Source organism: Enterobacter sp. RHBSTW-00593 (assembly GCF_013784105.1).
Lineage (GTDB): Bacteria > Pseudomonadota > Gammaproteobacteria > Enterobacterales > Enterobacteriaceae > Enterobacter > Enterobacter ludwigii.
Genome location: NZ_CP056393.1, coordinates 641522 through 658869, shown reverse-complemented (window position 1 = coordinate 658869; position 17348 = coordinate 641522). Strand labels below are relative to the sequence as shown.

Genomic DNA, 17348 nt, shown 5'->3' with positions numbered 1-17348 from the left:
TTATCCCAGTACTCGTGCGCCAGCCGTGTCCAGACGGCAAATATGAACAAAGCCTTCCTGATTTTGCAGGTAGTGTTTAGAGAGCCAGTCCGCCACGCGCTGCGCCGTGTCTGGCTTATCGCACAGGGCGAACAGCGTCGGGCCGGAGCCGGAGATACCGCACGCCAGTGCGCCGGTATCCATTGACGCCTGTCGCGCCTCGTTAAAGCCAGGCAGCAGCTTAGTGCGGTACGGCTCGGCGATAACGTCTTTCATTAATTTTGCTGCCAGCTGCGGCTGACGGGTGTAGCAGGCGTGAATAAAGCCGGCCAGATGACGTCCGTGAGCGATACAGTCCTGACGACGATACTGCGCAGGCAGGATCGCACGCGCTTCAGCGGTGGATACCTTAATGCCGGGATAGGCCAGCACCCACAGCCACTCATCAAACCCTGGCACCTGCTGGCTGATGATGCCATTTTCTTCAATCATCAGTTGCATACCACCGAGGAAGCAGGGGGCGACGTTGTCATAATGAATGCTGCCGGAGATGCGCCCTTCCAGCTCGCCCATTAACCCGAGCAGACGGTTATTATTCAGCGGCTTGCCGCAGTGCTCATTCATGGCCACCAGTCCGGCGACCACGGAGCAAGCGCTGGAACCCAGGCCAGAGCCAATCGGCATACTTTTTTCCAGCGTCATGGCGACCGGCACATTTTTGCCGATCTCCTGACAGAACCGCTCCCAGCACTGATAAACGATATTCTCGCGCGGGTCTGTCGGCAGTTTGCTGGCGAAGCGGCCCACGTTATTCAGGCTAAAGCTCTCTGCCGCTTCAACCGTTACCGTATCGCCCAGCAGCGAACCATCCACCGGCGTCACCGCCGCACCCAGCACATCAAATCCGACGCTCATATTGGCGCTGGAAGCCGGGGCATAAACTTTCACCATGTTAAACTCCTAACTTCCATGACAGGGTACGCAGCAAATCGGCAAATACACCCGCCGCGGTAACATCATTCCCTGCGCCATAGCCGCGAAGCACCAGCGGCAGTGGCTGATAATAGTGGCTGTAAAACGCGAGGGCGTTTTCGCCGTTTTTTACTTTGAACAGCGGGTCGTTGCCATCCACTTCAGCAATCTTCACGCGGCACATACCATCGTCTTCAATATTGCCAACATAGCGCAATACCTTACCTTCATCACGGGCTTTCGCAACGCGTGCGGCAAAGGCGTCGTCTAGCTGCGCTAAATTGGCCATAAAGGTGTTCACGTCACCGCTGTCGTCAAACCCGGCAGGCAGAACAGGCTCAATCACGATATCGGAAAGCTCCAGCTCACGGCCCGTTTCACGCACCAGTATGAGCAACTTACGCGCCACATCCATACCGGAGAGATCGTCTCGCGGATCCGGCTCGGTGTACCCCAGTTCACGCGCGGCACGGGTCGCTTCCGACAGGCTCATGCCCTCATCCAGCTTGCCGAAGATAAACGACAGCGAGCCGGAAAGAATGCCGGAGAAACGCTGCAGTTCATCCCCCGCGTTCAGCAGGTTTTGCAGGTTCTCGATCACCGGCAGGCCCGCGCCCACGTTGGTGTCGTAGAGGAACTTACGCCGTGACTTGCTCGCCGCCAGACGCAGCTGGTGATAGTAATCCATCGACGAGGTGTTGGCCTTTTTGTTCGGCGTCACCACGTGGAAACCTTCGCGCAGGAAATCGGCGTACTGATCGGCCACCGCCTGGTTCGAGGTACAGTCGACAATGACCGGGTTAAGCAGGTGATACTCTTTCACCAGACGGATTAACCGGCCCAGATTAAAGGGCTCTTTGGCATCATTCAGCTCAGTCTGCCAGTTTTCCAGGTTCAGACCATGAACGTTGGTCAGCAGCGCTTTTGAGTTCGCGATACCGCACACGCGCAGATCAATGTGCTTTTTCTTCAACCACTCCTGCTGACGCTTCACCTGCTCCAGCAGCGCGCCACCCACACCGCCCACGCCAATCAGGAACAGCTCAATCACCTGATCGGTGTTGAACAGCATCTGATGAACCACGCGAACGCCGGTTGTCGCATCGTCGTTGTCAACGACCACCGAGATTGAACGCTCAGATGACCCCTGGGCAATGGCCACAATGTTGATGTTGGCCCTGGCCAGCGCGGCAAAGAATTTGGCCGAGATACCGCGCAGCGTACGCATACCGTCACCCACCACCGAGATGACCGCCAGGCGTTCCTGAATAGAAAGCGGCTCCAGCAGCTCTTCTTTCAGCTCAAGGTAAAACTCTTCTTCCAGCGCACGACGGGCGCGCAGACAATCCCCCTGCGGTACGCAGAAGCTGATGCTGTATTCAGAAGAGGACTGAGTGATCAGTACAACCGAGATACCGTTGCGGGACATGGCCGCGAAAACGCGGGCCGCCATACCGACCATGCCTTTCATTCCCGGGCCGGAAACGCTGAACATGGCCATATTGTTCAGGTTAGAAATGCCTTTCACCGGCAGGCCGTCTTCATCGGTACTGGCGCCAATCAGCGTGCCTGGCGCTTGCGGGTTACCGGTGTTTTTAATCAGGCAAGGGATCTGGAACTGGGCAATGGGAGAGATGGTGCGAGGGTGAAGAACTTTAGCGCCGAAGTAGGAAAGCTCCATCGCTTCCTGGTATGACATCGACTTCAGCAGCCTGGCGTCCGGTACCTGGCGCGGATCGCAGGTGTATACACCGTCGACGTCAGTCCAGATCTCACAACAGTCGGCGCGCAAACAGGCTGCCAGCACGGCAGCAGAGTAGTCGGAGCCGTTACGGCCCAGTACGACAAGTTCACCCTTCTCGTTTCCGGCGGTGAAGCCCGCCATCAGGATCATATGGTCAGACGGAATTTTGCTCGCGGCAATGCGACGGGTTGATTCGGCTATATCAACGGTAGACTCGAGGTAGTGGCCCACTGCCAGCAGTTTTTCAACGGGATCGATAACCGACACATTGTGACCACGCGCTTCCAGCAGGCCCGCCATGATGGCAATCGACAATTTTTCACCACGGCAGATTAACGCCGCGTTGATGCTGTCCGGGCACTGACCTAAAAGGCTGATACCGTGCAGCACGTGTTTGATTTGGGCGAACTCTTGCTCAACAAACGATTTCAGCTGTGCGAGCGGGAAACCCGGCTGCGCCTCCGCCAGCCCCTGCAGCAGCTCAGCGAAGATACGCTCGGCGTCGCTCAAGTTCGGGAGTGCATCCTGGCCACCGATGGTCTTTTCAATCATCGCCACCAGGTGGTTGGTGATTTTTGCCGGGGCAGAGAGCACGGTCGCGACCTGCCCCTGCCTGGCGTTGCTCTCCAGGATATCGGCAACACGCAGAAAACGTCCTGCATTTGCCACTGATGTACCGCCGAACTTCAACACTCGCATGGTTCTACCTCGTTTCCTTTAGCCGAAAAAAAAGCCCGCACTGTTTGGGTGCGGGCTTTTTTCTGTTTTTCCTGTACGCGTCAGCCCGCATCATTTCCTGTGGTAATGATGATGGTTGTTGTAATGGTGGTGATGCTGATGCGTTTCATGGATGTTGTGTACTCTGTCATTATTATCTGTCTGTGCTGTATTCTTTTAGGGTTAAAGGATTGGGCACCTTAAGTCAATGAATTTTTAATTTGATCACAATTCGGGACGCTCTCACGTCCCGCTGCTTGCAGATTTATTTTCATCCGATTCCCCCAGACGCACCCCACCCAGACAGACGGATACGCCATAGTAAAAACTTATGACAGCATTTTACTCGGCCAATTTTTTTTCAATATCATGCAGCAAACGGTGCAACATTGCCGTGTCTCGCTGCTCAAGACGACCAAGTCGCTGATGCAGCCAGTCCGCCATTTTTTGATCTTCCTCGACACCGAGTTGTAATAACAGTTGGTCAACGCGAGCGCGCAGCGCGGCCAGCTGGTTTTCATCTGCCCCTTCAGACTGGGGTTGAGGAATTTGTATTAGGGAGGCTAATTGATAGCAATACACCATTACCGCCTGGCCTAAATTTAGCGACGGATAATCCGCCACCATCGGCGCACCGGTCAGGACGTCCGCCAACGCCAGCTCCTCGTTCGTCAGACCGGAATCTTCCCGCCCAAAGACCAGCGCGGCCTTCGTCAGCCACTGGCTTTTCTCCGTTAACATCGGCAACAGTTCCGCCGGCGTGGCGTAATAGTGGAACTTTGCCCGGCTGCGTGCCGTGGTCGCCACGGTAAAAGAAATGTCGTGCAGCGCAGCGGCGAGCGTGTCGTAAGTGGTTATATTATCGAGAATATCCCCTGAACCGTGCGCCACCCAACGGGCCGCGGGCTCGAGGTGCGCCTGGCTGTCCACGATGCGAAGATCGGTAAACCCCATGGTCTTCATGGCACGCGCCGCAGCGCCTATATTTTCGGCTCTGGCTGGGGCGACCAGTACAATCGACAGATGCATTTATGCTCTCTTTTTAATCAGTTAGCGGATAAAAATGTGATGCACTTCAACATATTACGCGGCGCGAATTTACAAAAATGCAACACAAATCACCGAAATAGCGTTTCAGAACAAATTAAAAACGCTAAACTATTTTGTGGCTGAACAATCAGTTAGAATGTTAACAGAAGGCTATTATCCTTATGTTTTATAATGGTAATGACCTCATGAATACTCTTTTCTGATTGGATTCGTATCGTTTATAAATCAAGGTACGCAACTAGTTGGTTTATTGAAAAATTGTGACAAAGGCTAGCATTCGGCTACGATGATTTCATCAAACTGTTAACGTGCTACAATTGAACTTGATATATGTCAACGAAGCGTAGTTTTATTGGGTGTCTGGTGTCACTTAGCCTGTTATGTTGCTGTTAAAATGGTTAGGATGACAGCCGTTTTTGACACTGTCGGGTCCAAAGGGAAAGTACCCACGACCAAGCTAATGATGTTGTTGACGTTGATGGAAAGTGCATCAAGAACGCAATTACGTACTTTAGTCACGTTAGGCCGGTCATGTTAATTTGCGACATGCATCAGGCAGGTCAGGGACTTTTGTACTTCCTGTTTCGATTTAGTTGGCAATTTAGGTAGCAAACATGCAGACCCCGCACATTCTTATCGTTGAAGACGAGTTGGTAACACGCAACACGTTAAAGAGCATTTTCGAAGCAGAAGGCTACGATGTCTTTGAAGCGACCGATGGCGCAGAGATGCATCAGATCCTTTCTGAAAATGATATCAACCTGGTGATCATGGATATCAACCTGCCGGGCAAAAACGGCCTTCTTCTGGCGCGCGAACTGCGTGAACAGGCGAATGTCGCGTTAATGTTCCTGACAGGCCGTGATAACGAAGTTGATAAAATCCTTGGCCTGGAAATCGGTGCGGATGACTACATCACTAAACCGTTTAATCCACGCGAGTTAACCATTCGTGCACGCAACCTGCTGTCCCGCACCATGAACCTGGGCACGGTCAGCGAAGAGCGTCGTAGCGTAGACAGCTACAAGTTCAACGGCTGGGAACTTGATATCAATAGCCGTTCACTGATTAGCCCGAACGGTGAGCAGTATAAACTGCCGCGCAGTGAATTCCGCGCGATGCTGCACTTCTGTGAAAATCCGGGCAAAATTCAGTCCCGTGCAGAACTGCTGAAGAAAATGACCGGCCGTGAGCTGAAGCCGCACGACCGTACCGTAGACGTGACCATCCGTCGTATCCGTAAACATTTCGAATCTACGCCTGATACGCCGGAAATTATCGCCACTATTCACGGTGAAGGTTATCGTTTCTGCGGCGACCTGCAGGAGTAATCCGGCAACTGAAGTAAAAAAACGGCGCTTTCGCGCCGTTTTTTATTTCCAGACTCGCATCGTATCCGCATCAGGTTCAACGGGGGGGACGGGACGCTTCGGCTGAGAGAGCGAATACCAGTCAAGGTGACGCGTCAGGTACATGACCGCAAACAGTGCCATCGCCAGTACGGCAGCTCCCAGCAGCAACGCGCTGTCCTCAGAACGCAGCAGGAACCACATCACGACATCCAGCCCCAGCAGCGCCAGAATAAACACCCCGCTTCGCCTCCAGCTTTTCAGTACCGCCTGCAGGTACACACCATTCATCATCGCGCCGACAAGGCTTGCAATAATCCAGGCCGGCGTAAACCCGACATGCTCAGACAGGGCAAGTAAGACGAGATAGAACAGGACCAGCGACAACCCTACAAGCAGATACTGCATTGGGTGCAGACGCAATCCGGTAAGGGTTTCGAACACGAAGAAGGCCATAAACGTCAGGGCAATCAGTAAAATAGCGTATTTGATAGCGCGGTCTGTCAGCTGGTACTGATCCGCTGGCGTGGCAACCGTCACGCTAAAGGCCGGGATAGAACTCCATTCCGGTGACTCGCCCTCGGCGAACCAGCTTTGCATATTGTTAGCAAACCAGCTGCTCTGCCAGTTTGCCTGGAAACCAGACTCGCTAATCTGATGCTTAACAGGCAGATAGTATCCCATAAATCCCGGGTGCGGCCAGTTACTGCTCAGCGTCATTTCACTGTTACGCCCGACCGGCACCACCGCAAAACTGCCCGTCCCCGCCAGGTTAAACGACATATCAAGAGCGAGCGTTTTCGGCTCAAGGGCTTTATCACTCAGCGGAATATGAATACCGGCAAGTGTGCCATACACGCCGGTTCCCGGTTCTACGCTGAGTGTCTCACCGTTGATTTTTGCGACCTTCACCGTACCAATGCCCCGGGCATCACCCACGCCAATCACCAGGAATGGCTGCCCCAGCGTCATGGTTTCGCCCTTCAGCTGCGCCATTTTCTCCGTCGAAAACTGCGCTTTTATTTTGAGATCGGTGTTCCAGATTTGCCCGTCATAAATACCGATGCTTCTGGACTCCACGTGCTGATTTCCCTCAACGAGCAGAGATTCCGGCAGGATAAAGTGCAGGTAGCTTTTTTTGTATTCGACCTTTTTCTCATCTTCAAGTTTGTAAAAAACCTCGGTGACAGGAATGGCAATCAGCGGTCCTACCAGCTTTTGCGGCCCGCTGGTGCTTTGGCGAAGCGAGTGTTCAACATCGTTACGGTAGCTCTCACGCTCCGAAATCAGGTTACTGACCATAAAGAGCGGGACTAACAACAGCAGAATGCACCCCAGCAGGGTGCTTACTTTCCAGAACAGGGGGGATTTCATCATTACGTCTCCTTTGTGATGAGGAGAGCGTACCGGGGCTATGTGGGGCCAGTTTGAAGTTATGTGAAGTGACGGTGAAGTGTCAGCGTGGCTTTCACGCCGCCTTCTGGCTGGTTATGCAGAGCAATGTCCCCCTGATGCAGACGCGCCACCTCCTGCACGAATGCCAGACCCAGCCCGCTGCTTTTCAACCCGTTCTCGCGGGGGAGCGAGTAAAAACGTTCAAAAATACGCGCCATGGCATAGTCCGGTATCCCGCTTCCGCTGTCGCTTACGGTAAGCCGGATCTCGGTTGGCGTCTCCTCGGCAGCCAGCTGAAGCGTCCCGCCCTGCGGGGTAAAATCGATGGCGTTATCCAGCAAATTGCCCAGCGCCTGTTCAAGCAGCTCGGGGTCGCCCTGCACCTGCAGCGAAGTGGGCTGGCAGGTCAGGATGATATTTTTCGCCGTGATAACGGCGGAGCGTGAATCCGCAAGCCGTGAAAACAGCGTGCTGATACTCACGCTCACCGGCTCTATCTCTACCCGGTTTTCAAGACGCGCCTGAGAGAGCAGTTTTTCCACCAGCGACTGCATACGCGCGTTTTGCACCAGAATATTATCGATAAACCGCGCGGCCACCGCCGGCGGCGGCTGCTCATTAAGGATCTCTGCCGCGCCGCGGATCGCCGCCAGCGGGCTTTTGAGTTCGTGAGTAAGCGCATGCACATAATGCTCGATGTAATTCTTACCCTCGAGGCGAATGCGCATATTTTCCAGCGCCTGCGCCAGCTTTCGTAGCTCACTGCTGCCGGGGTTAGGCAGCGGGAGAGGCGTGTCCGTGGTCACCGCATCGGCGTAGCGCGACAATCTGCCAATGGAACGATTGATCCATCCCGCCACCAGCAGACCAATCAGCAGGGCAATGCCGAGCAGCGCCCCACCCGCCCACAGGATCCGCCGCTCGCTACGGTGAATAACCGGCGCCATGGCGCTGTTAGGTTTTCCGACCGACAGCACGCCGATAATGTTGCCCCTGTCCATTACCGGTGCGGCAACATACATCACCGTACTTTCCGGATCGTCAGGGTTGCTCTGGGTGCTGCGCGCGCCATATTCCCCGCGAAGCGTCAGCCAGACGTCATTCCAGCGGGAGTAGTCTTTTCCTACCGCCAGGCCCGCCGAATCAAATACCACCTTGCCCGTGGCATCGGTCATGTAGACGTGGTACTCGTTGCGGACTTTATGAATGCCGCCAATGTTGGCGCGAAACGGCCGCTGATGGAGCCGTGAAAAGGCCTGAGCCAGCTGGCCCTGCTGCGGATTGCCTGCGAGCAGGTCGTCTCGCCCCACTTCCGCCAGCAGGGTCGCGGTGTCAATCAGCGTGCCTTCGGTGGCTCTGCGCACGCCGGGCTTGACCTCCTGCACGAAGATAGACAGCACAAACCACGCGGCGATTGCGACAATCAGGAAATAGCCCAGCAGCAGACGCATGCCAATACGCATTAATAAAGCCCCAGACTGTAACCCATCCCGCGATGGGTACTGATGGGCGAAAGCCCGTCATTGACCGCGCGCAGCTTGGCGCGCAAGGTTTTGATATGCGTATCCACGGTACGATCGAAGCTATCGCCGTCTTCGCCCCACACTTTGTCCATAAGCTGCTGGCGAGAAAAGACCCGGCCCGGCGCCTGCAACAATGTTTTGAGCAGCAGGAATTCGTAGCGCGTGAGCGGTAAAGGCTCCCCATACCAGCTGATTCTGGCGGCGGGTTCATTCAGTTCAAACTGCCCGATACGAACGATCTCGGCAGGGGCGGTGGATTTTTGTAACCGCCGTAGAATAGTCCTCACCCGGGCACAGACTTCACGCGGGGAGAAGGGTTTGGCGACATAATCATCCGCGCCCATCTCCAGCCCGAGCAGCTTATCCACCTCGTCACTTCGCGCCGTCAGGAACAGGATCGGCAGTGACGGATGCTGCGCCAGAAGCTGACGGCAGAGTTCAAAGCCGCTGATGTCAGGCAACCCGACATCCAGAATCGCCAGCGCGGGGACCTGCCGCCGCGCCTCTTCCAGTACCGGTAACCCACGCCCGAAAGCCTTCACCGCAAACCCCTCCTGCTGAAGCATGTAGAGTAGCGTGTCGGCGATACTGATTTCGTCCTCAACCAGCCAGACCAGAGGTTGCTGCATGATTCATCCCTGAATTAGTGCCATGGCATGATCGGCACGGCGCTGATGGCGTTTTTCGGTGAGCCTTCAACCACTTTGTCGGAATAGGCCAGATAGGCGAGCGTGTTGCGTTTGGCGTCATAAAAACGCACCACCTGCAGCTTTTTAAACACCAGCGAGGTCCGTTTCTGGAAAACAACGTCGCCCTGCGCTTTGCCGTTTTTGATTTTGTCACTCAGCTCCACAGGGCCGACCTGCTGGCAGGAGATTGCCGCATCTGAGGTATCTTCAGCCAGCCCAAGCCCGCCTTTAATGCCCCCGGTTTTCGCCCGACTAACGTAGCAGGTGACGTTTTTCACGTCCGGATCGTCAAACGCCTCCACCACAATCTTGTGGTCCGGGCCGAACACTTTGAAAACGGTATCGACAGAACCAATCTGTTCCGCCTGCGCGGCGTGCCCCACCGTCAACATCAGGGCAGTGAAGATCAAAGTCTTGTATTTCATATTGTTACCATTTTTAAGAATTACGCTGAGCGATTATTCAACACTGTAGACAAAAATGTAGCAAGATCACAGGATTAGAATATATTCACCCAAAACGAGGAACAAAAGGCATTAATGAGCAAAAAAAACACTGAATGCTAAAACATCAAAAAATGCTATTATCCGCTAACCTGTTATCAGGCACCTGCTGTTTTAAGGATGAGGATAGTATATGGATCAGGCTGGAATTATTCGCGACCTGCTCACCTGGCTGGAAGGTCATCTCGACCAGCCTTTGTCACTGGATAATGTGGCGGCTAAAGCAGGCTATTCCAAGTGGCATCTGCAAAGGATGTTCAAGGATGTCACCGGTCATGCTATCGGGGCCTATATCCGCGCACGTCGTCTGTCAAAATCAGCGGTGGCATTACGCCTGACCGCGCGGCCGATTCTGGATATTGCACTGCAATATCGTTTCGACTCGCAGCAAACCTTTACCCGCGCCTTTAAAAAACAGTTCTCGTTAACGCCAGCGCTCTATCGCCGCTCGCCTGACTGGAGCTCGTTTGGCATGCGTCCGCCGCTGCGTCTGGGCGAGTTTGCAATGCCGAAATATGAATTTATCACCCTGCCAGAAACGCACCTGATTGGTACGACGCAAAGCTACTCCTGTTCGCTGGAGCAGATTTCCGAATTCCGTCATCAGATGCGCGTTCAGTTCTGGCGCGACTTCCTGAGCCATGCACCGGCGATCCCGCCCATCCTGTATGGTCTCAACGAAACGCACCCAAGCCAGGAAAAAGACGACGAGCAGGAGGTGTTCTACACCACCGCGTTAACGCCAGAGCTGGCGAATGGCTATATTCAGGGTTCAAAGCCCGTGGTGCTGGAAGGCGGCGAATACGTGATGTTCGCTTATGAAGGGCTGGGAACGGGTGTACAGGAATTTATCCTGACCGTTTACGGAACCTGCATGCCAATGCTGAACCTGAATCGCCGTAAAGGTCAGGATATTGAGCGCTACTATCCGGCAAGCGATGCTAAACCGGAAGAAGGCCCCATCAATCTGCGTATGGAATTCTTAATTCCGATACGTCGTTAACGCTGAAGTTCATCAAGTGCAGGGGCATCAAGATGCGAAATGTCCCCTGCCATCTCTACGACCCAACCTGACGCCAGCCACGCGCTTTCCTGATAGTCGATACGGGAAATAGAGCAGTTGCGCAGACGCAAACGGCGCTCTGCATACGCAGGTAACCCCAGAATCGTACTTACCAGGCAGCCCAGCGCAATACCGTGACTCACCAGCAGCGGACGGCTCCCGGCCGGAAGCTTCAGGCATTCCGCCAGCGCGGCATGCATGCGCACGCTCAGCTCCTGCATGGATTCGCCTTCCGGAATACGGCCATCTTCGGTGCCGTTGACCAGCGTGCGACGCCAGCCCTCTTCCGTTTCCGTCAGCGTATCGATATGCCGTTTTTCCAGCACGCCCATATCCAGCTCGCGCAGACGCGGCTCGATCATGACATCACAACCACAGGCATCGGCAATGATGCGCGCCGTCTGCTGTGTGCGACCTAAGTCGCTGGTTATAACATGCGTAATGCCCAGCGTTCTGGCGCGTTCTGCCACCTGCCACGCCTGCTGCACACCCTTTTCAGTAAGAGGACTGTCTGACTGGCCTTGAATACGTCGCTCGGCGTTCCACTGCGTCTCACCGTGGCGAACAAGGTATACCTGTAACATGCTTTTTTTCCGTTATACTGCGATGAGTTTTTTTTGAATCGAGCTTAATTATGCACCATGTTGTCTCTGCTACCACCAATCCTGCCAAAATTCAGGCAATTCTAAGGGCATTCGAAGAGATTTTCGGCGAAGGATCCTGCCATATTGATGCCATCGGCGTCGAGAGCGGCGTGCCTGAACAGCCGTTTGGCAGCGAGGAAACGCGCGCTGGCGCACGAAATCGCGTGGCAAACGCCAGGGCTGCCGCACCGGATGCTGACTTCTGGGTGGCAATTGAAGCGGGTATCGACGAAGGCGCGACGTTCAGCTGGGTGGTCATCGAGAACCGTGAACAGCGTGGAGAAGCGCGTTCAGCAACCCTGCCGCTGCCAAAAATCATTCTGGAAAAAGTGTCCGCGGGTGAAGCGCTCGGGCCGGTGATGTCTCAGTACACCGGCATCGATGAAATTGGCCGCAAAGAAGGCGCGATTGGCGTCTTTACCGCTGGCGCGCTGACGCGTTCAGGCGTTTACCACCAGGCGGTGATTCTGGCCCTGAGTCCGTTCCATAACGCGATTTATCGCTGAGCGCCCAGCAGCACAGACTCCAGCCATTGACGCAGCTCCACCGGCGCGGATTTCAGGCTGTTCGATCCGCGGGTGATCGTCGCAATACCCGCGCCCAGCTCATTTTTAAGCTCACGCTGGCTCATCTCACCGCGCAACAGCTCTTCGATGATCCGCACGCGTGTGCCCAGGGCTTCACGCTCATCCGGCGTCAGCATCAGCTGCAATAAAGGCAAATGCAGATCCTGGTCGTAAGACTGGCGGAGCAACTCCACAAAACGAAGCCACTCCTGATGACGTTGTTCGGCCATTGCCGAGGAATACGGGGAATGCTGGGTCATGTTATGCCGCCTGTTGTACTCATTAACGAGTACAGCATAACACAACCCGCTCCATCAGTAACGTCTCTGCCACTCAGCATCGCTCATCAGGGTATCTTTTTGTCCCATGAAATAGCGATAGTAGGCGTCATAAGCCAATACGTTCTTCACATAGCCGCGGGTTTCCGAGAACGGAATACTTTCCACAAACGCGACGGCGTCAATGCGCCCGGCGCTGTTGCCAAGCCAGGTGCGCACGCGGCCCGGGCCTGCGTTATACGCCGCTGAGGAGAAGATGCGGTTATTGCCGAACTGCTGATAAACATACTGCAGGTAGCTGGTACCGATATTGATGTTGGTCTCCGGATCCAGCAGCTGTGACGGGCTGCTGTATCCCGGGATGTTAAACATCTTCACCGTGTGCGTCGCGGTTCCCGGCATCACCTGCATCAGGCCGCTGGCCCCGACCGGGGAACGGACTTTCGGGTTCCACGCACTCTCCTGGCGGGCAATGGCCATGGCGTAGCTTTGTGGAATGTCTTTACCGCTGGTGTAGCGCTCGAACAGATCTTTATAGGCCAGCGGGAAACGCTCTTCGAGATGATCCCACAGCTTGCCGGCGATCGTTGCCTGCACGCTCAGATCCCACCAGTGGTTATCAAAGGCATAGCGGGCAAGCTGTGCCTTCTCATCGGTTGTACGGCTGGTCACCAGATTCGCCCATTCGCTACGGGCGGTATTATCCATGTTCCAGTACATCAGCTCGCGAACGCGCGCCATTTCTGGCCCCTGAGTCAACGCCGGGTTGGCGTTAGCAGGTGCTTTATCAATGCGGAACGTGTACTCCTCACCCAGACGCTGTGCGGCCGCCATCGGGTAGAACCCACGCTGCTGCATCAGCGCATGAAGGATCTCTTTGGCTTCATCGTCACGTCCGCGCTCCATCAACAGATCCGCCTGCCAGTAACGCCATTCGTCTTTCTCTTTGGCATCCATTGGCAGACGCGCAAGCCAGGTATTCAGCCCCCGGCGATCGCCCGTCCCCAGCGCCATACGCACGCGGCGCTCCACCAGCGACGTGGAGTTCGAACGCATAATCGCATCGTCTCGCCAGCGCGCCTGCTCGTCGGTCACATCGGTGCTCATCAGTCGCCACGCCACAATGTCGCGCAGCTCCTGAGTTTGATCTTCGTTGAGCTGCTGCGCCTGCACCAGCTGCGGGATCATCAGCCGCGCATTTTCCACGTCGTCACGCGCCACGCTGGCAAAAGCCACCGCGGCCATCTGGCGGGTAAAGTCGGTCGCGCCGGTGCTGCGGGCAAAGGTCAGTACGCTGTTCGGATCGTTCGCCAGGGCGATGACGGCGGTTGAGATCGTCTGATAATCAGACGGCATTTGTCCCGCAAGCGTGGTAACCAGCCGCGTGTTTCCGGCTTTCATCGCCAGGCGAATACGTTCAAGGTACGCCAGCGGATCCTGCTTACCTGACGCACGCCATGCGCCAAAGAGGGAATCACAGGCATTTGGCTGGCTTTTTCCGGTCAACCACAGATCTTTCGCGCCCGCCCAGGCCTCTTCCTGCTGTCCGGTAACCCACTTCGCATAGTAATAGTTACACTGGGCTTCGGTGGTGTTCGGTTTTTCCGGGCTAAACGCCAGCAGCCCACGCCAGTCTTCACGACGTGCCAGTTCGTTCACAAAACGAGACTGCAGCGTCCGCGCGGGCGGCAGCGTCGGGTTCGCCTGAATAAAGTTATTCACGGTGACCGTGGGTTGATTCATGAGATCGTCAGTGATCTGCCGATACTCCAGATACGGATAGAGAGGATACGCTTTTAAGGTCGGCATCAGCGCCTGCACGGTATCCATCTGCTTATTGTCCCACGCCTGTTTAATCTGGGCGTAGCGATTACGTTGTTCATCCAGTGAATCGGCATGCACCGCCTGGCTTGCCGCCATCACGCATACGCTGGCAGCCAGCAGACGCCAGACCACCTGTTTGGCTTTTCCCACAAGCTCTTCCTCATTGTTTTTTCGTCAATTGCAGCGTCTTGCCACGTCAAAGTCTAATTAACTTATGCTAACCAGGCATCCTGCAACGCGCCACGTCGCGGACACTTTTTTACCTTTCTTGCGCGTTTTAACACTCCCGACGTTCCTGGCTGGGATTAGGACGGGAAAAAGGCTACACTTCGAGGCTGATATTCTTTCTCATCACGATAAAAGAGGCGAAGTCCAACGTGGCTCAATTCGTTTATACCATGCATCGTGTCGGCAAAGTTGTCCCGCCGAAACGTCATATTCTTAAAAATATCTCGCTGAGCTTCTTCCCGGGCGCAAAAATCGGTGTTCTGGGTCTCAACGGTGCCGGTAAGTCCACCCTGCTGCGCATCATGGCCGGCATCGATACAGACATCGAAGGTGAAGCCCGTCCGCAGCCTGGCATCAAAATTGGCTACCTGCCGCAGGAGCCTCAGCTCAACCCGGAACACACCGTTCGTGAATCCGTTGAAGAGGCGGTTTCTGACGTCGTTAACGCACTGAAAGGTCTGGATGAGGTGTATGCCAAATACGCTGAACCGGATGCGGACTTCGATAAACTGGCCGCTCAGCAAGGCAAGTTTGAAGAGATTATCCAGGCGCATGACGGCCACAACCTGAACGTGCAGCTCGAGCGCGCCGCTGACGCCCTGCGTCTGCCAGACTGGGATGCGAAAATCGCGAACCTCTCCGGGGGTGAACGCCGCCGCGTGGCGCTGTGCCGTCTGCTGCTGGAAAAGCCAGACATGCTGCTGCTCGACGAACCGACCAACCACCTGGATGCGGAATCCGTGGCATGGCTGGAGCGTTTCCTGCACGACTTCGAAGGCACCGTTGTGGCGATCACCCACGACCGTTACTTCCTCGACAACGTTGCAGGCTGGATCCTGGAGCTTGACCGTGGTGAAGGCATTCCATGGGAAGGCAACTACTCCTCCTGGCTGGAGCAAAAAGACCAGCGTCTGGCGCAGGAAGCCTCTCAGGAAGCCGCGCGTCGTAAGTCTATCGAGAAAGAGCTGGAATGGGTTCGTCAGGGCGCTAAAGGCCGTCAGTCTAAGGGCAAAGCCCGTCTGGCACGCTTTGAAGAGCTGAACAACACCGAATACCAGAAACGTAACGAGACCAACGAACTGTTTATTCCGCCTGGCGCACGTTTGGGGGATAAAGTGGTTGAAGTCACCAATCTGCGTAAGTCTTATGGCGATCGCCTGCTGATTGACGACCTGACCTTCTCCGTACCGAAAGGTGCCATCGTGGGGATCATCGGTCCGAACGGCGCGGGTAAATCCACCCTGTTCCGCATGATGTCAGGTCAGGAACAGCCAGACAGTGGTTCAATCACTCTGGGTGAAACCGTGAAACTGGCTTCCGTTGACCAGTTCCGTGACGCCATGGATAACAGCAAAACCGTGTGGGAAGAAGTCTCCGGCGGCCTGGATATCATGCGTATCGGTAACACCGAAATGCCAAGCCGCGCTTACGTTGGCCGCTTTAACTTCAAAGGTACCGACCAGGGTAAACGCGTGTGCGAGCTCTCCGGTGGTGAACGTGGTCGTCTGCACCTGGCCAAACTGCTGCAGGTTGGCGGTAACGTGCTGCTGCTCGATGAACCGACCAACGACCTGGACATTGAAACCCTGCGCGCACTGGAAAACGCCCTGCTGGAGTTCCCGGGCTGTGCAATGGTTATCTCGCACGACCGTTGGTTCCTTGACCGTATCGCAACCCACATCCTGGACTACCAGGACGAAGGGAAAGTGGAGTTCTTCGAAGGTAACTTCACCGAATACGAAGAGTACAAGAAACGTACGCTGGGCGCGGATGCGCTGGAGCCGAAACGTATTAAGTACAAACGTATCGCGAAATAAATGTAAAACGGCAACGTCAGTTGCCGTTTTTTTTTGTTTGTTCCTACACCCTGTGAGTGACGCACCGTTCACCCACCCACGTAAAACCGCTTCACCTCATCACACTGCATCGCAAAGTCGATATAACGCATCAGCGCCGGCGAGTTCAGCTTGCGGCTCGGGTAAGCCAGCCACAAATCGTTCCCCTCGACGTTCCACTCCGGCAGCACCTTCACCAGCGCGCCCTTTTCAACCTTATCCTCAAGCAAAAAAGCGGGAAGCAGCGTGATCCCGGCGCCGGCGATGGCACATTCGCGCGCATACACCAGATTATCCGTCAGATGGGCGTTATCCGGCAGATAACGGTAATCCTCACTTTCGCTTTGCAGCAGCCACTCAGACCACGCCTTGTGGGTAATACAGCGGTGTTCCACCAGCTGCCGGGGATGCGTCAGAGGCTCCCGGCGCGCCAGGTAAGTCGGTGAGGCCAGCATATAACGCGGGCAATGACCGATCATACGGCCAATCAGGGAGGAGTCCTGCGGCTTACCGGTACGCAGCGCCACGTCAAAACCTGACTCGACCAGGTCGAGCACGTCGTCAGAAATGGACACATCAAGCGAAACGTCCGGATAGCGGAGCTGGAACTCCGCATTCAAATGCGCCAGCAGCGTCGCGCCGATCCCGGCCGGGCAGGTGATGCGCAGTCGACCGCTGGGGTTTTCACGCAGCCGCTGAATGGCATACTCCGCCCGTTCACTTGCCGCCAGCATCTCGCGACAGTGAACCAGATAGTGCTCGCCGGCGAACGTCAGGTTCAGCCTGCGCGTAGTACGATTGAGCAAGCGGATCCCCACCTGCTGCTCAAGCTGGCTGATTCGCTGGCTGACGCTGGATTTCGGCAGCTCAGCTTTCTGCGCCGCCGCGGTAAAGCTGCCCAACTCTGCCACCAGCGCAAACAGCGCCATGTCCTGAAGTTGTTTAAACATGATTGTTCATCCTGTACGAACACTTCGTTCTTAATTGTC

General features: G+C 55.3%; 17 protein-coding genes and 1 other annotated feature. Of the genes, 4 read left to right on the top strand and 13 right to left on the bottom strand.

Going from position 1 to position 17348, the window contains the following annotated elements; all coding sequences use genetic code 11:
* The 5 genes from thrB to yjjY form a co-directional block, all read right to left on the bottom strand.
* Complete coding sequence (thrB, locus tag HV242_RS03195; protein WP_014168558.1) at positions 1-930, bottom strand: homoserine kinase; 930 nt, start codon at positions 928-930, stop codon at positions 1-3.
* Between the two features lies 1 nt (position 931).
* On the bottom strand, positions 932-3394 hold the full coding sequence (gene thrA / locus HV242_RS03190) for a bifunctional aspartate kinase/homoserine dehydrogenase I (RefSeq protein WP_050737514.1): 2463 nt from the start codon (positions 3392-3394) through the stop codon (positions 932-934).
* A gap of 24 nt (positions 3395-3418) precedes the next feature.
* Positions 3419-3536, bottom strand: a sequence feature (Thr leader region).
* Positions 3475-3543 (bottom strand): thr operon leader peptide, encoded by a 69-nt coding sequence (gene thrL / locus HV242_RS03185; RefSeq protein ID WP_015572623.1) that lies wholly within the window; start codon positions 3541-3543, stop codon positions 3475-3477. It overlaps the preceding feature by 62 nt.
* A 211-nt stretch (positions 3544-3754) precedes the next feature.
* Entirely contained in the window at positions 3755-4441 is a 687-nt protein-coding gene (locus HV242_RS03180; RefSeq protein WP_050737515.1) for a tRNA/rRNA methyltransferase, read from the bottom strand.
* Between the two features lie 399 nt (positions 4442-4840).
* The gene (gene yjjY, locus HV242_RS03175; protein ID WP_001541509.1) at positions 4841-4981 is read right to left on the bottom strand and encodes a YjjY family protein; all 141 of its coding nucleotides are present in this window, start codon (positions 4979-4981) and stop codon (positions 4841-4843) included.
* Positions 4982-5076: 95 nt separating this feature from the next.
* Here yjjY and arcA point away from each other — a divergent pair, with 95 nt between their 5' ends.
* The gene (gene arcA / locus HV242_RS03170) at positions 5077-5793 is read left to right on the top strand and encodes a two-component system response regulator ArcA (protein ID WP_003856501.1); all 717 of its coding nucleotides are present in this window, start codon (positions 5077-5079) and stop codon (positions 5791-5793) included.
* A 42-nt stretch (positions 5794-5835) separates the two neighbouring features.
* On the opposite strand, the gene creD is transcribed toward arcA, so the two are convergent.
* From creD to creA, 4 genes are read right to left on the bottom strand one after another with little or no spacing between them, the layout of a single operon-like run.
* Positions 5836-7188: a cell envelope integrity protein CreD gene (creD, locus tag HV242_RS03165; protein ID WP_050737516.1), complete on the bottom strand. Its 1353-nt coding sequence runs from the start codon at positions 7186-7188 to the stop codon at positions 5836-5838.
* A gap of 56 nt (positions 7189-7244) precedes the next feature.
* Complete coding sequence (gene creC / locus HV242_RS03160; protein ID WP_014168554.1) at positions 7245-8669, bottom strand: two-component system sensor histidine kinase CreC; 1425 nt, start codon at positions 8667-8669, stop codon at positions 7245-7247.
* Positions 8669-9358 carry a two-component system response regulator CreB gene (gene creB / locus HV242_RS03155; protein ID WP_014168553.1) on the bottom strand — a complete coding sequence of 230 codons (690 nt, stop codon included), beginning with the start codon at positions 9356-9358 and terminating at the stop codon, positions 8669-8671. Before creB ends, creC begins: the two co-directional genes overlap by 1 nt.
* 14 nt (positions 9359-9372) lie before the next feature.
* Positions 9373-9843: a protein CreA gene (creA, locus tag HV242_RS03150; RefSeq protein WP_014168552.1), complete on the bottom strand. Its 471-nt coding sequence runs from the start codon at positions 9841-9843 to the stop codon at positions 9373-9375.
* A gap of 211 nt (positions 9844-10054) precedes the next feature.
* On the opposite strand from creA, the gene robA reads away from it, so the two are divergent.
* Positions 10055-10924: an MDR efflux pump AcrAB transcriptional activator RobA gene (gene robA, locus HV242_RS03145; RefSeq protein ID WP_014168551.1), complete on the top strand. Its 870-nt coding sequence runs from the start codon at positions 10055-10057 to the stop codon at positions 10922-10924.
* On the opposite strand, the gene gpmB is transcribed toward robA, so the two are convergent.
* The gene (gene gpmB / locus HV242_RS03140; RefSeq protein ID WP_014168550.1) at positions 10921-11568 is read right to left on the bottom strand and encodes a 2,3-diphosphoglycerate-dependent phosphoglycerate mutase GpmB; all 648 of its coding nucleotides are present in this window, start codon (positions 11566-11568) and stop codon (positions 10921-10923) included. The genes robA and gpmB overlap by 4 nt on opposite strands.
* 50 nt (positions 11569-11618) lie before the next feature.
* Here gpmB and yjjX point away from each other — a divergent pair, with 50 nt between their 5' ends.
* Complete coding sequence (gene yjjX / locus HV242_RS03135; protein ID WP_014168549.1) at positions 11619-12134, top strand: inosine/xanthosine triphosphatase; 516 nt, start codon at positions 11619-11621, stop codon at positions 12132-12134.
* Here yjjX and trpR read toward each other — a convergent pair.
* A complete protein-coding gene (gene trpR, locus HV242_RS03130; RefSeq protein WP_020885267.1) occupies positions 12125-12454 on the bottom strand; it encodes a trp operon repressor in 330 nt (109 codons plus the stop codon). The genes yjjX and trpR overlap by 10 nt on opposite strands.
* A gap of 54 nt (positions 12455-12508) precedes the next feature.
* Positions 12509-14446, bottom strand: coding sequence for a murein transglycosylase (gene sltY, locus HV242_RS03125; RefSeq protein WP_014168547.1), 1938 nt, complete (start codon positions 14444-14446; stop codon positions 12509-12511).
* Between the two features lie 227 nt (positions 14447-14673).
* Here sltY and ettA point away from each other — a divergent pair, with 227 nt between their 5' ends.
* Complete coding sequence (ettA, locus tag HV242_RS03120) at positions 14674-16341, top strand: energy-dependent translational throttle protein EttA (RefSeq protein WP_050737518.1); 1668 nt, start codon at positions 14674-14676, stop codon at positions 16339-16341.
* A 68-nt stretch (positions 16342-16409) separates the two neighbouring features.
* On the opposite strand, the gene HV242_RS03115 is transcribed toward ettA, so the two are convergent.
* Positions 16410-17309, bottom strand: coding sequence for a LysR family transcriptional regulator (locus HV242_RS03115; RefSeq protein WP_014168545.1), 900 nt, complete (start codon positions 17307-17309; stop codon positions 16410-16412).
* Between the last annotated feature and the right edge of the window lie 39 nt (positions 17310-17348).

What these genes read in the sequence shown, in the direction of transcription:
- trpR (WP_020885267.1), bottom strand. Translation starts at nt 12,454, where the DNA reads ATGACCCAGCATTCCCCGTATTCCTCGGCAATGGCCGAACAACGTCAT.
- creB (WP_014168553.1), bottom strand. Translation starts at nt 9,358, where the DNA reads ATGCAGCAACCTCTGGTCTGGCTGGTTGAGGACGAAATCAGTATCGCC.
- robA (WP_014168551.1), top strand. Translation starts at nt 10,055, where the DNA reads ATGGATCAGGCTGGAATTATTCGCGACCTGCTCACCTGGCTGGAAGGT.
- gpmB (WP_014168550.1), bottom strand. Translation starts at nt 11,568, where the DNA reads ATGTTACAGGTATACCTTGTTCGCCACGGTGAGACGCAGTGGAACGCC.
- HV242_RS03115 (WP_014168545.1), bottom strand. Translation starts at nt 17,309, where the DNA reads ATGTTTAAACAACTTCAGGACATGGCGCTGTTTGCGCTGGTGGCAGAG.
- arcA (WP_003856501.1), top strand. Translation starts at nt 5,077, where the DNA reads ATGCAGACCCCGCACATTCTTATCGTTGAAGACGAGTTGGTAACACGC.
- creD (WP_050737516.1), bottom strand. Translation starts at nt 7,188, where the DNA reads ATGATGAAATCCCCCCTGTTCTGGAAAGTAAGCACCCTGCTGGGGTGC.
- creC (WP_014168554.1), bottom strand. Translation starts at nt 8,669, where the DNA reads ATGCGTATTGGCATGCGTCTGCTGCTGGGCTATTTCCTGATTGTCGCA.
- thrA (WP_050737514.1), bottom strand. Translation starts at nt 3,394, where the DNA reads ATGCGAGTGTTGAAGTTCGGCGGTACATCAGTGGCAAATGCAGGACGT.
- HV242_RS03180 (WP_050737515.1), bottom strand. Translation starts at nt 4,441, where the DNA reads ATGCATCTGTCGATTGTACTGGTCGCCCCAGCCAGAGCCGAAAATATA.
- yjjX (WP_014168549.1), top strand. Translation starts at nt 11,619, where the DNA reads ATGCACCATGTTGTCTCTGCTACCACCAATCCTGCCAAAATTCAGGCA.
- creA (WP_014168552.1), bottom strand. Translation starts at nt 9,843, where the DNA reads ATGAAATACAAGACTTTGATCTTCACTGCCCTGATGTTGACGGTGGGG.
- thrB (WP_014168558.1), bottom strand. Translation starts at nt 930, where the DNA reads ATGGTGAAAGTTTATGCCCCGGCTTCCAGCGCCAATATGAGCGTCGGA.